This is a genomic window from Nocardia asteroides, from assembly GCF_900637185.1.
Lineage (GTDB): Bacteria > Actinomycetota > Actinomycetes > Mycobacteriales > Mycobacteriaceae > Nocardia > Nocardia asteroides.
In genome coordinates this window covers 2,236,732-2,248,768 of the sequence record NZ_LR134352.1, presented here as the reverse complement: position 1 = coordinate 2,248,768, position 12,037 = coordinate 2,236,732, and the positions used below count along the sequence as shown (strand labels likewise).

14 protein-coding genes are annotated in these 12,037 nt (G+C 68.8%); 9 read left to right on the top strand and 5 right to left on the bottom strand.

Annotation, left to right across the window (positions count from 1 at the left end):
- Positions 1–13 precede the first annotated feature (13 nt).
- Positions 14–1,036 carry a DUF389 domain-containing protein gene (locus tag EL493_RS10505; protein WP_232017315.1) on the top strand — a complete coding sequence of 341 codons (1,023 nt, stop codon included), beginning with the start codon at positions 14–16 and terminating at the stop codon, positions 1,034–1,036.
- Between the two features lie 83 nt (positions 1,037–1,119).
- Here the strand turns inward: EL493_RS10505 and EL493_RS10500 are convergent, their stop codons facing one another.
- A complete protein-coding gene (locus EL493_RS10500) occupies positions 1,120–3,276 on the bottom strand; it encodes an elongation factor G-like protein EF-G2 (protein ID WP_019045572.1) in 2,157 nt (718 codons plus the stop codon).
- A 160-nt stretch (positions 3,277–3,436) separates the two neighbouring features.
- Here EL493_RS10500 and EL493_RS10495 point away from each other — a divergent pair, with 160 nt between their 5' ends.
- A complete protein-coding gene (locus EL493_RS10495) occupies positions 3,437–3,805 on the top strand; it encodes a gamma-glutamylcyclotransferase family protein (protein WP_019045571.1) in 369 nt (122 codons plus the stop codon).
- Between the two features lie 106 nt (positions 3,806–3,911).
- On the opposite strand, the gene EL493_RS10490 is transcribed toward EL493_RS10495, so the two are convergent.
- Both EL493_RS10490 and EL493_RS10485 read right to left on the bottom strand, forming a co-directional pair.
- A complete protein-coding gene (locus tag EL493_RS10490) occupies positions 3,912–4,487 on the bottom strand; it encodes a hypothetical protein (protein ID WP_022567114.1) in 576 nt (191 codons plus the stop codon).
- 332 nt (positions 4,488–4,819) lie between these two features.
- Positions 4,820–5,377 carry a hypothetical protein gene (locus EL493_RS10485; protein ID WP_022567113.1) on the bottom strand — a complete coding sequence of 186 codons (558 nt, stop codon included), beginning with the start codon at positions 5,375–5,377 and terminating at the stop codon, positions 4,820–4,822.
- 81 nt (positions 5,378–5,458) lie between these two features.
- Here EL493_RS10485 and EL493_RS10480 point away from each other — a divergent pair, with 81 nt between their 5' ends.
- From EL493_RS10480 to EL493_RS10470, 3 genes are all read left to right on the top strand, one after another.
- Positions 5,459–7,060 (top strand): MFS transporter, encoded by a 1,602-nt coding sequence (locus tag EL493_RS10480; protein WP_019045568.1) that lies wholly within the window; start codon positions 5,459–5,461, stop codon positions 7,058–7,060.
- Positions 7,061–7,219: 159 nt separating this feature from the next.
- Positions 7,220–8,116, top strand: a complete 897-nt coding sequence (locus tag EL493_RS10475) for a bile acid:sodium symporter family protein (protein WP_022567112.1) — start codon at positions 7,220–7,222, stop codon at positions 8,114–8,116.
- Positions 8,117–8,242: 126 nt separating this feature from the next.
- Positions 8,243–8,617 carry an Imm32 family immunity protein gene (locus EL493_RS10470; RefSeq protein WP_019045566.1) on the top strand — a complete coding sequence of 125 codons (375 nt, stop codon included), beginning with the start codon at positions 8,243–8,245 and terminating at the stop codon, positions 8,615–8,617.
- On the opposite strand, the gene EL493_RS10465 is transcribed toward EL493_RS10470, so the two are convergent.
- Positions 8,542–9,078, bottom strand: a complete 537-nt coding sequence (locus tag EL493_RS10465) for a hypothetical protein (RefSeq protein ID WP_126405655.1) — start codon at positions 9,076–9,078, stop codon at positions 8,542–8,544. The genes EL493_RS10470 and EL493_RS10465 overlap by 76 nt on opposite strands.
- Before the next feature lie 86 nt (positions 9,079–9,164).
- Here EL493_RS10465 and EL493_RS10460 point away from each other — a divergent pair, with 86 nt between their 5' ends.
- From EL493_RS10460 to EL493_RS10445, 4 genes are all read left to right on the top strand, one after another.
- Entirely contained in the window at positions 9,165–9,500 is a 336-nt protein-coding gene (locus EL493_RS10460) for an ArsR/SmtB family transcription factor (RefSeq protein ID WP_019045564.1), read from the top strand.
- Positions 9,497–10,198 (top strand): cation transporter, encoded by a 702-nt coding sequence (locus EL493_RS10455; RefSeq protein WP_036836166.1) that lies wholly within the window; start codon positions 9,497–9,499, stop codon positions 10,196–10,198. Before EL493_RS10460 ends, EL493_RS10455 begins: the two co-directional genes overlap by 4 nt.
- Positions 10,199–10,474: 276 nt before the next feature.
- Positions 10,475–10,750, top strand: coding sequence for a glutaredoxin domain-containing protein (locus EL493_RS10450; protein ID WP_019045561.1), 276 nt, complete (start codon positions 10,475–10,477; stop codon positions 10,748–10,750).
- 58 nt (positions 10,751–10,808) lie between these two features.
- Complete coding sequence (locus EL493_RS10445) at positions 10,809–11,411, top strand: hypothetical protein (protein ID WP_019045560.1); 603 nt, start codon at positions 10,809–10,811, stop codon at positions 11,409–11,411.
- Positions 11,412–11,424: 13 nt separating this feature from the next.
- Here EL493_RS10445 and EL493_RS10440 read toward each other — a convergent pair whose 3' ends face one another.
- Entirely contained in the window at positions 11,425–12,036 is a 612-nt protein-coding gene (locus EL493_RS10440; RefSeq protein WP_198041013.1) for a TetR/AcrR family transcriptional regulator, read from the bottom strand.
- Position 12,037: the final 1 nt, after the last annotated feature.

Below are 12,037 nucleotides of genomic sequence, written 5' to 3'. Positions count from 1 at the left end.
AGGCGGCTTGCCCGTGCTCGATCCTGCTGGGCAGATCGCTACGATTGCCGGAAATGAGCTGGCTGCCGGGCCGCTCGTACGTCGCACCGCGCCTGCCCGAGGAGTCCATGCTGTGCTGCATTTGCGTGTCGTCTCGCCCAGCGACCGGACGGCGGAGGTGCTGGACATGCTGGTCGCCGACCCCGGGGCCGTCCACGTGACGATCGCCCGCGGCTCCTCGATCGACCCGCCCGGCGATGTGATCGTGGCCTATGTCGCGCGCGGCCGGGCCAACCACGTCCTGGCCGCGCTCTCCGAGCTGAACCTGGTGGACACGGGCGCCGTCGCGTTCGCACCGGCGGGAACCGTACTGTCCGAAGCGAGCAGACTGGCCGACTCCGCCGCGGCGAGCCCTTCGGACGACGCCGTGGTGTGGGAGCAGCTGCTCAGCCAAGCGCGTCAGGGCGCTCGGCTCACTCCCACGATGCTGGTCTTCCTGACGATCGCGTTCCTGTTGTCGGCGGTCGGCGTGGCGACGGCGTCCCCACTGACGTTGGTCGGCGCGATGGTTGTCGGACCCGAGTTCCGGCCGCTGTCCGCGCTTTCGGTGGGGTTGACGCGACGAGACACCGCGCTCGTCCGGACTTCGGCTCGTACCCTGGCCATCTCCTTCCCGGCGGCGATGGTGGTCACCGCGCTGGCCACCTTGCTCTGGATCCGCCTGGGCTGGATCGGTACCGACGATGTCGAGAACGCGCGCGCTTTCGATTTCATCTACCAGGTGGGGCCGTTCTCGCTGATCGTGGCCTTGCTGGCGGGCGCGGCCGGCATGCTGGCCATGGTCACCTACTCCTCCACCGTCCTGGTCGGGGTCTTCATCTCTGTCACCACGGTCCCGGCGGCCGGCCTGGCCGTGGCCGCGGCGATCGCGGGAAAGTGGAACGTCGTCTGGAGCTCGCTCGCCCAGCTCGGCGTCAACCTCATCGGCATCGTGCTCGCCGGCGTCGCGGTGCTTCTGCTCCTCCAACGTCTCGGCGGTCGACACGAATCGCGCTGACCTCGCGCGGGTGGTCGGTGACCACGAAGTCGACCGCGGAGTTCCACGCGCCGTTGCCGCGGACATCGGTCACTCGGCGCGATTCAGGCCGTCGCAGTGGCACTTTCCTTGCGTGCTCGCTCGGCGACGGCGGCGGGCATCGGCTCGTGTCGCAGGTACCCGCGGGCGAACGAGCCGGCCCCGTGGGTGAGGGATCGCAGGTCGATGACGTACCGGCTCAGTTCGAGTTCGGGGACCTCGGCGCGGATATGGGTGCGGCCGGGCTCGGCCGGTTCGGTGCCGAGGATGCGGCCGCGCCGGGTGGACAGGTCGCCGAGTACGGCGCCCAGGTGGTCGTCCGGGACCGTGACCCGCACCGCGGCGACCGGTTCGAACAGCAGGGTTCCGGACGCGTCCGCCGCGTCGCGGAGGGCGAGGGCGCCCGCGGTCTGGAAGGCGGCGTCGGAGGAGTCCACCGAGTGCGCTTTCCCGTCCACCAGCGTCACCCGCACATCCACCAGCGGATATCCGGGGGTGACGCCGCGCGCGGCCTGCGCCTTCGCCCCTTTCTCCACCGATCCGATGAACTGCCGCGGCACCACGCCGCCGACCACCCGGTCGATGAACTCGAATCCCGTTCCCGCAGGCAGTGGTTCCGCCTGGATCTGGCATACCGCGTACTGCCCGTGCCCGCCGGACTGCTTCACCAGCCTGCCGCGCCCCTCGGCCGCCGCGGCGAGCGTCTCCCGGAACGCCACCCGATAGGGTTCCACGTCCACCTTCACCCCGAACCGCCCGCGCAGCCGTTCCAGCGCGACATCCCGGTGGGCTTCCCCGAGACACCACAGCACCAGCTGATGCGTGTGTTCGTTGTTGTCCAGCCGCAGGGTCGGATCCTCGGCGACGAGCCGGGTCAGGCTCTGCGAGAGCTTGTCCTCATCGGCCTTCCCCTGTGCCCGGATAGCCACGGGCAGAAGGGGTTCCGGTAGCGGCCAGGGCTCGATCAGCAGAGGCTTGCCGGTGCCGGAGAGGGTGTCGCCGGTTTCCGCGTGGCCGAGTTTGCTCACGAACGCGATATCACCGGCGACGGCCTCGGCCAGTGCCCGCTGCTGTTTCCCCAGCGGCGCGGTGACCCCGCCGACCCGGTCGTCGGCCTCGTGCTCGGGACCGCAGACGTGGACGGTGTCCTCGCTGTGCAGCGTGCCGGAGAACACCCGCACCAGCGACACCCGTCCCACATACGGATCGGACGAGGTCCGGATGACCTCCGCGGCGAGTTCGCCCGCCGGGTCGCAGCGCACCGGGGTGGGCGTGGCGCCGTCGCCGGGCGACACGGCCGACAGCGGGTGTTCGATCGGTGTCGGGAACCCGCCGCTGACCAGTTCCAGCAGTTCGAGCGTGCCGAGGCCTTGCTCCGCGTCCTCGGCCGCCGGTGCCGCGAACAGCACCGGATGGAAGCTTCCGCGCGCCACTGCTCGTTCCAGGTCGTCGACCAGGGTGTCGAGTTCGACGGGTTCGCCGTCGAGGTACCGGTCCATCAGCGTTTCGTCTTCGCTCTCGGCGATGATCGCCTCGATCAGCCGATCGCGGGCCGGGTCGATCTCCGCGAGCTGTTCCGCCGCGGGTTCGGTGCGCTCTCGTTTCCCACTGCGATAGTCGGCGACCCGTCGCTCGAGCAGCTCCAGCAGTCCGATCGCGGGCCGGTGCCCGTCGGGGCTCTTGGGTCCGTAGACCGGCAGGTGCAGGGGCAGCACGGTGTCGCTCGCGCCGTCGGTCAGCAGCGCCTGACAGGTCTGCACCAGTTCCGGGTACTCCGCGCGCGCCGTGTCCAGGTGGGTCAGCACGATCGCCCGCGGCATACCCACGCGCGCGCATTCGGCCCACAGTTCCCGCGTCGCCCCCGCCACGCCCGCCACGCCATCGGCCGCCGACACCAGGAACAGCGCCGCGTCCGCCGCTCGCAATCCGGCCCGCAGTTCGCCGACGAAATCCGGACAGCCTGGCGTGTCGATCAGATTGATCTTCACCCCGCCCCACTGCACCGGGACCACCGACACCTGCACGGACCGGTGCTGTCGCCGTTCGACCTCGTCGTAGTCCGACAGTGATGTCCCGTCCTCCACCCGGCCGGCCCGGTTCACCGTCCCGGTCGCCAACGCCAGCGCTTCCACCAGCGTCGTCTTCCCCGCACCGCTGCTGCCGACCAGCGCAACATTCCGGATGCTCTCCGGTCCCTGCGCCCCGTTCGTCCGGTTCACCATGTCGCACGCTCCCTCGGATCGGGACCCGGCCCCTTCGAGCTTCCCACCGCAGGTAGGGGCACGTCCACGGTTTCCGGCCGATCGTTTTTCGCGAGCCGCCGTCGCGCCGGTGCGGGATATCACCTTGCGGTGTGGGCGGCCGGTGGGTTGAGTCGCCACCATGACCGAGTCTCTGTTGTTCTCCTACGGCACCCTGCGACAGCGCGAGGTGCAGCAGATGGTGTTCGGGCGGGCGTTGCGTGGGCGCCCGGACGAGATCGCCGGGTACGCCCTCGACGAGGTCACCATCACCGCTGCGTCAGTCATCGCGGCCAGCGGGTCGTCGGTGCATCCGGTCCTGGTTCCGGCCGGCCCGCAGGATGGGGTGCCCGGCACCGTCTTCGAGGTCGACGACGACGATCTGGCGGCTGCCGACGACTACGAGGTCGACGACTACACACGTGTGCTGTTGCCGTTGCGCTCGGGCGCGCGGGCGTGGGTGTACGTGCTCGCCGCACCGGTGCCGACGGGCGTGGATCAGGCTGGATAAGCACCGGTCCCCGCAGAAGAGCGAAACTCCCGACACCACTGCGGTTTTCATCGCAGCAGCGCCGGGAGTCCCGAGACTGGGGGCAGTTACCTGCCGGCCCGCCCGCTCAGGGCAGGACTTGCGGAATGACCTCCGGGTTCGCGTGGCCGACGATTCCACCGATGATGGCGCCGACGGCCGCATGCGGAAGGACCCCGAGGAGCAGGCAGATCGGGTAGCCCACGCCGAGCACGATCACCGACGGAATGCAGTTGACCAGAGTCGCGAGGGCGCCGATACCGGCACCGGCGAGGGCGCCGTTGAGCACCGGGTCGGAGTGCTCGGCCTTCGGGTCGGTCGCGACATCATTCAGCTGGCTGTCGATCACATCCGAAACCGCGGCCGCCTCCGAAACCACGGGCGTAGCCGCGTCCGAGACGGGGCTCGCACCGGAAAGCTCGGCGTCCTGCGACATCGAAAGCTCGGCGTCCTGTGAAATCGCGGCGTTCGCCGGAGTGGCGCCGAACGAGAATCCGGCGATGGCGGTTTCGTAGCTGTCGCCCTGGACGACCATCGCGGTCGCCGGCTGAGCCTGCTGGTCGACGGAGGCATCCGCCGACGCGAGCCCACTACCAGCGAAGGTGACCGCCACAATTACCGGCAGCGCACCGAGAAGAAAATTGCGAGTCGAGCGCATGAACACTGAGAACTCCCTCTCGATTATTGCCCCCCAACCCGGACCGATCAAATGTCGACTGGGCTATTAGTAATGGCCTAAAGATATTGAAAGCAAGTAATGTGATCTATTTCACATTGACAGATTCGGACCAATCCTTTTCTTAGTCCGGATCCGCGTTCTTTATGCGAGTCCGCTTTCGCGCACAGATTTGTGGCACGCGTCCGGCATTCGGGCCGTAGGGACGGGTTTCGACCCGGTCATGTCACCCGCTGTTCGTCGGCACCCGCGTTTCCGCGCAAACAGGCCCGACGCCGGGTAACACGCACCATTTACATGTGGGCGGGGCCGCCGAAAGTTCAGTCCGGTAGACAGCGGATCGGCACCGCCCGCTCGATTCCCGCGGCGTCGAGATCGGCCAGGGTGAACACCATGCCCGCGCGCTCACCGAGCAGCGCGGTGAGCAACAGGTCCAGCAGGGCGCGATGCTGGGCACGCGCGGTGTCGACCGTGGCCCGCAGCTCGAACACGAGTTCCCGATGCGCCGCACCGATACCCAGGTTCTCCAACTCCGCCAGGAGCGACCCCGCCACCAGGTAGCCGTCCCATGGCGTTCCGGTGCGCAGCAACGACTTCGCGGCGTTGAGCATCAGTCCGTGCACATACCCGCCCGGCCCCCTGCCGACCGCCGCACGCGAGGTCGGCAGACGCACCTCGAACAGACCACACAGCCCGTCGAAATAGGCGCGGCGTTCCACCGCCAACCACCGCGGATTGCTTTCATCGGTCACCACGTCGACATAGGCATCGCGCAGTTCCCGGAGCCCGAACCGGGTCGGCGGATTCGGCACCAAACTCACATAGTCGTCCTCCGGCAGCACCACCCCATTGTCGCGGCGGCAGCCTGTGTGAATCATCCGAATCGGGTGAAGTGTGGGCCGGGGCGATCAGGTGTGCTGGGAACGCTCGGTTCACGAGGCGTGAGGTGGTGGGCTGCCATGGTCGACGAGGCTGGTTCCGGAAGTGCCGAGGAGTTGACGGGCAGCCGGCGACTGCTGGCGATTCTGCTGGCCATGGCGATGTTCGTGCTCGTCGTCGACACCTCGCTGATGAACGTGTCGATCTCGGCGGTGGTCCGCGATCTCGACACCACCGTCAGCGGGGTGCAGTCCGCGATCGCGCTCGAGGCGCTGGTGTCGGCGGCGTTCATCCTGATCGGCAGCAAGGTCGGGGATCTGATCGGCCGCAGGCGGGCCTACGTGCTCGGCCTGCTCGGGTACGCGACCGGTGCGGCCGCGATGACTTTCGCGCAGAGTCTGACGGCGGTGATCGTGCTGTGGGCCATGGTCGGCGGTATCGGCGCGTCGCTGCTGTTGCCGGCCATGCAATCCCTGGTGCACGGCAATTTCCACGGGGCCGCGCAGAAGAAGGTCTACGCGCTCGTGGGTGCCGCGGCCGCGATCGCCGCGGCGGTGGGGCCGCTGCTCGGCGGCTTCGTCACGACCTACCTGTCGTGGCGGGTCGGGTTCGCGCTCGAAGTGGTGATCATCGCCGCCGTCCTGTCCGGGATCAGGCTCGTCCACGACGTCCCCTACACCGGCGAACGGGGCGTGGATGTGGTCGGTGCCGCGCTGTCGGTGGTCGGCATGGGTGGCATCGTGCTGGGAATCCTGGTGTGGCAGGAGGGCGGTGAGACTGTCGCGGCGTTCCTCGTGGTCGGCGCGGCGGCCTTGATCGGGCTCGCGTACTGGCTCAACCATCGGAAACGGCGGGGTGAGCCCGCGCTCATGGACCCGGACCTGTTCCGGTCCAAGAAGTTCCGGCTCGGTGTCACCGGGCAGATGCTCCAGCAGATCGCCCTGGGCGGCACGATGATCGCGCTGCCGATCTACCTGCAGATGGTCCTGGAGTACAACGCGATGCAGGCGGGTCTGTCGCTGGCCCCGCTGTCGCTGAGCATGTTCGCCGTCGCGCTGCTCGCGGGCAAACGGGCGGGTGACCGGCGCCCGGCCGCGATCATCCGGTGGGGGTTCATCCTGCTCACCGTCGGCGTCGCGGTGCTCCTGCCGTTGGTGCCGCGCGCGGAGTTCGGATGGGCGCTGCTGGCTCCGCTGGTCGTCGCCGGCGCGGGTCTGGGCCTGCTTGTCTCGCAGCTGAACGACTACACGCTCGCGCCGATCTCGGAGGAACGGGTCAGCGAGGCCGCGGGCACCAACTCCGCCGCCGGGTCGTTCGGGCTCTCGTTCGGCCTGGCCTTCGCCGGCGCCGTCATGCTGGCCACCCTGTCGCTCACCTTCACCGCGATGGCGGAGTCCAGCGACGTGCTCCCACCCGCGGAGCAGGAGCATGTCGCACAGGTCCTCGAGGACGACGCCCAGGTCATGAGCAACACCGAACTCGAATCCCTGCTCGCGGGCCAGCCGCCGGCGATCCGCGACGAGATCGTCCGCATCAACACCGACGCCCGGCCCCTCGCTCTGCAGACGGCCCTGCTGGTGCCGATCCTCGCGGGCCTGCTCGGCCTGCTCAATTCGTTCCGGATGCTGCGCGAACCCGACGCGCCACCGGCGGCACCGGGTACGACCTCCGGGCTGCTCTGAGGACGTCGGCCGCACGCTCGGAGCCGCCGCCGTAACACCTTAGGGGAACAAGGCATTTCACGTTTGTGATGCCGCGCCGTCAGCTACGCTCCCGATCTGAAACCAATTGGTCTCAGAACTGGGCGGCATCCACGCCCGGATCGCGTGTCGAGGATGGCGATGAACACCTTCTTGGTCTCTGTCGGACTACCGCTGGTGCTGGCGGTGATCATGTTCGGCCTCGGACTCTCGCTCACCGTCGCCGACTTCACCCGCATCGCCAAGACCCCGCGCGTGGTGGCCATCGCCCTGACGTGTCAGGTGATCGTGCTGCCGGTGGTCGCGTTCGGGCTGGTGCTGCTGTTCGGACTGTCACCGATCCTGGCGGTCGGCATGCTGCTGCTCGCCGCCTCGCCCGGTGGGACCACCGCGAACCTGTTCAGCCATCTGTTCCGTGGTGACGTGGCGCTGAATGTCTCACTCACCGCGATCAATTCGGTCCTCGCGGTAGTGACCGTGCCGCTGGTGACCAACCTCGCCATCGAGTACTTCGAGCCCATGGGTGACGCCGACGCGATCGGCTTGCAGATGGGCAAGGTGATCCAGGTGTTCGCCATGGTGCTGGTTCCGGTCGCCGTTGGCATGCTGGTGCGCCGGTGGTCGGTGGGGTTCGCGCTGCGGATGGAACGCCCGGTGCGCATCGGTTCCGCGGTGACCCTGCTGCTGGTGATCGCCGGTGCCGTGCTCAGCGACCGCGGCGAACCCGATCCGGCGCTGGCCGACGTCGGCGCGATCACCATGGTGTTCTGCCTGATCAGCCTCGGCGTCGGCTATCTCGCCCCGCGACTGCTCGGAGTCACCTACCGGCAGGCCGTCGCGTGCTCGATGGAGGTCGGCCTGCACAACAGCACGATCGCGCTCACCATCGCGCTGAGCGTCATCGGCAGCACCGAGATGGCCCTGCCCGCCGCCATCTACGGCGTGGTGATGTTCCCCCTCGCCGCGGGATTCGGCTGGCTCATCACACGTCGCCGAACGCCGGACAGCCGGGAACACGACGCGAATGTGCCTGTGTGACCCGCTGTCCCGCTGACCGCCGCGGCCTCGACCCCACACCACGGACCATGGTGCCGCGCCAGGACCTACATTATGGATTGGCGCGGCCGTCGCAGGGACCGGCCCGCTGCCGCCGGAGGGAGAGGTATGCGGGTCGAGGAGTTCGAGGACGGCATGGTCGATGTGAGCGGGTCCGCGGAGGAATTCGAAGCGCTGGCCGCCGTGGTGGTCCGGGGCGCGGGGCGGATCGAGACCGAGGCGCTGACGGCCGTCGAGGTGTACGAGGACGACGATCCGCGACTGCTCGTCCAGGTCGTCGAACAGCGCCGGGTGCTGCTGGTGATGGGGGACGCGGAGAGCCGTGCGCTGCTCGCCGAGGATCTGCGCAGCGTGGGAGCCATGACCGAGTGCGGGCATCAGCACCTCGAATACTACGAGGACATCGGCTATCTGCGGGAAGGGTCGTCGCCGCTGGTGCTCAACAGTCCACACGGCGGTGCGCCCGCCCTGGAGCGCGCGTAGGCGCCCGCCCGGATCACGGTCGCCACCAGCAGGAACAGGAAGGCGTAGGCGAGGACGTCGACCAGCGCCATCGTCCAGATCGTTTCCGAGCTCACCAGATCATCGGCGTCGTGGTGGGCCCGGTACGGGTACGGATAGCCGCGCATCGTGGTGGTCATGTAGGGGCAGCAGCTCAGGTCCGAGCGCGCGAGAAACCAGGTCGCGGCGGTGGCGGCCACCCCGCCGGTGAGGAACGCGGCCAGCGCCGGGAGCGACCAGCGGCGGGAGTACGCCAGGACGGCGCTGCCGAGCATCAGCACCGCGGCGGTGACCGCGATCCGCCATCGCGCGTCGAGGATTCCGGTGTCGGGGATGAACTCCCAGCCGTTCTCTTCAGGGCCGACGAGCGCTACGAACGCGATCAGCGCCGTCGCGAGCCAGGCCACTACGACAGCGGGCCGACGCCACCGAATACGAGTCACAGGCTCCTCCCCCACACCACTTTGTACCGCACTCCGCCCGATAGTTCAGCCATTTTTGGATACAGATTTGGATGTACTATCGACTCATGGAGACGTTGCCCCTCGCCCACACCGACGCGCTGGCGCGGTTCGGCCACGCACTGTCCGATGCGACCCGGACCCAGATCCTGCTCAACCTGCGGCACGGCCCGGCCTATCCGGCCGAACTGGCCGACCGTATCGGCGTCTCGCGGCAGATCCTGTCCAATCACCTGGCATGCCTGCGTGGATGCGGGCTGGTCGTGGCCGTGCCCGAAGGGCGGCGTTCGCGCTACGAACTGGCCGACGTCCGGATCGGCCGGGTACTGGACGACCTCCTCGGCCTGGTCCTGGCGGTCGACCCGGCGTGCTGCCCGGACGCGGGCACCGAAGAGTGCTGCTGATGGCCACGCTCGGGATACCCTCAGCCGCCCCCGTCGGCGAACGAAAGCTACTGCTGGCCAAGCGCATTCGCTGGCTGGTCGCCGCCACGATCACCTACAACGTCGTCGAGGCGATGATCGCCCTGACCGAGGGCACGCGGGCGTCGTCGACCGCGCTGATCGGGTTCGGGCTGGACTCGGTGATCGAGGTGTCCTCCGCCGCCGCGGTCGCCTGGCAGTTCGCCGCCCCCGATCCCGCGCGACGGGAGAAGACCGCGTTGCGCGTGATCGCGTTCTCCTTCTTCGCGCTCGCGCTCTACGTCACGATCGACGCGGTCCGCGCCCTGGCCGGATTCGGCGAACCGCGTCATTCCATGATCGGGATCGTCCTGGCCACAACAAGTCTGGTGATCATGCCGGTGCTGTCGGCGGCACAGCGGCGCGCCGGGCGGGAACTGGGCTCCGCGTCCGCGGTGGCCGATTCCATGCAGACGCTGCTGTGCACCTACCTGTCGGCGGTCCTGCTCGCCGGGCTGGTGCTGAACAGCGCCTTCGGCTGGTCCTGGGCCGACCCGGTCGCCGCCTTGGTCATCGCGGTGATCGCCGTCAAGGAAGGGCGCAACGCATTGCGGGGCGATACCTGCTGCGCCACACCGGTTCCGATCACCGCTGCCGAATGCGGCGACAACTGCTGCGACACCGGAAAAGGCCACCGCTGATTCTCGACCCCGTCCGCTACGTCCCCGAGAATGGGCAGGTATTCACCGGCCCCGAGCGCAGTCATGGCCGACCATCGACCGCTGCGCGAACCCGCTCGGTGAAGGCGTCGAGCACGTGGGTATAGGCGGGCGGGACCTCGACGCCCATCACCACGGCGCTCGCGTCGGCGCGGAAGTCGAAGGCGAAGACCCGTCGTGAGCTGGTGAGATGGCCATACTTCGACGGTAACCCCGTACCCGGCACACGAGGCAACCCCCGGCGCCGATAATCCTGGCATGCCGAACTCCAGCGACGCGGTCGTCGTCTACACCCGCCCCGGCTGCCCGTTCTCGATGAAACTGCGATGGAAGATGCGGCTGGCGCGGCTGCGCTATACCGAGCGCGACATCTGGCAGGACCCGGACGCGGCCGCCTACGTGCGGTCCGTCGCCGACGGGAACGAAACGGTTCCCACGGTCAGTGTGGCAGGGCATGCGATGGTCAATCCGACTCTGCGCGAAGTGCTCTCGGCAGTCCGGCGCTACGCTCCGGGCGCGTCGCCGGGCCACTGAGGGCTGAGGTCACCGCCTCCCGCAGGCAGCGGAGAGCCACTTGATACATCATGTGCCGGTGGATCGAGAGCAAATCACCGCGCAGGTCGGCGAACTCGCGGAGCGATTCGGCGTGCGGACTCCGCTGGTCGAACTGGGTGACCGGACGCCGGAGTGGTGCGTGGACGGTGTGTACCCGCAGTTCGACTGGCACCGGCCGACTCTGACGATCGGGCCCGCGTTCGGCGCCCTCACCCCGGCCGAGCAGCGGGGCGCGCTCGCTGAGGCCATGCTGAGCGCGGACCTGCAGCGCACCCGCCTGTACCGCTTCCTCATCGCCGCGGTGATCGTCGTCGTGGCACAGCACCTCATCGTCGGCCATCTCGCGAAGTCCGCGATCCTGGCCCCGATCGAAGGGTGGCAGTGGACGCTGAAGTTGACGGGTTGCATCGCCGGACTCGTCCTGGTGTACACCCTGTGGGCGCGGGGCATCATCTACCAGCTGGATCGCCGGATGGTGACCGTACTCGGCCGCGAGACCGTGGCCGCCACGCTGAGCCTCGATGAGCGCAGCCGCACCAGCGCGCGAGGCATAGCCGGCGGCTTTCTCCGTCTCACGCTGCCCAGCAAGACCCGCCGGACGAAGCGGATCGGCACAAACCTCGGACGCGACGAGCCCTAGAGATCCGTGGATCTCAGCGGTGGGCGGCGCACAGGCGCTCGATCAGGGACTCCCAGCTGGTGGTGAGGCGGGCGGCAGCCGAGTCGGGGGACTCGCCCGATGTTCCGAGGAAGAGCAGGATGGGGCCTTCGAGGGCTCCGGTGAGCTGGAGGGCGAGGGTGTCGGTGTCGGTGACGCCGAGGTCGGCTCGGTCGAGCAGCATGCGCAGGTGCAGGGGCGACATGGTGGGCGGGCCGGTGGGGATGGGGCCGTGGGTGTCGAGGGCGGCGCGGGCGATGTCGATGTGTTCGATCAGGTGCTCGATGCGGGCGCGGCCGTAGGCGATCAGGCGGGCGACGGGATCGGCGCCGGGGCCGAGCGGGGGCGGACCGCCCAGGACGCGCTGCTGGAAGGCGATCTCGTCGGCGTCGAGCAGGGCGTGGAAGATGCCCGCGCGGGTGCCGAAGCGCCGGTACACCGTGCCCTTGCCCAGGCCGGCGCGCTCGGCCAGGCCGTCCATGGTGACGTGCTCCACGCCGAGTTCGGCGATCATCTCGCGCGCGGTGGCCAGCAGCACCTGACGGTTGCGGACCGCGTCGCCGCGTTCGGCGCGCGGCTGCCCGAGGGGTAGCGACAAGGGTTCCACC

Bases quoted from the DNA above. Each gene is read 5' to 3' on its own strand.
- EL493_RS10450 (WP_019045561.1), top strand. From the start codon at position 10,475: ATGCCGAACTCCAGCGACGCGGTCGTCGTCTACACCCGCCCCGGCTGC.
- EL493_RS10475 (WP_022567112.1), top strand. From the start codon at position 7,220: ATGAACACCTTCTTGGTCTCTGTCGGACTACCGCTGGTGCTGGCGGTG.
- EL493_RS10460 (WP_019045564.1), top strand. From the start codon at position 9,165: ATGGAGACGTTGCCCCTCGCCCACACCGACGCGCTGGCGCGGTTCGGC.
- EL493_RS10485 (WP_022567113.1), bottom strand. From the start codon at position 5,377: ATGATTCACACAGGCTGCCGCCGCGACAATGGGGTGGTGCTGCCGGAG.
- EL493_RS10480 (WP_019045568.1), top strand. From the start codon at position 5,459: ATGGTCGACGAGGCTGGTTCCGGAAGTGCCGAGGAGTTGACGGGCAGC.
- EL493_RS10470 (WP_019045566.1), top strand. From the start codon at position 8,243: ATGCGGGTCGAGGAGTTCGAGGACGGCATGGTCGATGTGAGCGGGTCC.
- EL493_RS10495 (WP_019045571.1), top strand. From the start codon at position 3,437: ATGACCGAGTCTCTGTTGTTCTCCTACGGCACCCTGCGACAGCGCGAG.
- EL493_RS10500 (WP_019045572.1), bottom strand. From the start codon at position 3,276: ATGGTGAACCGGACGAACGGGGCGCAGGGACCGGAGAGCATCCGGAAT.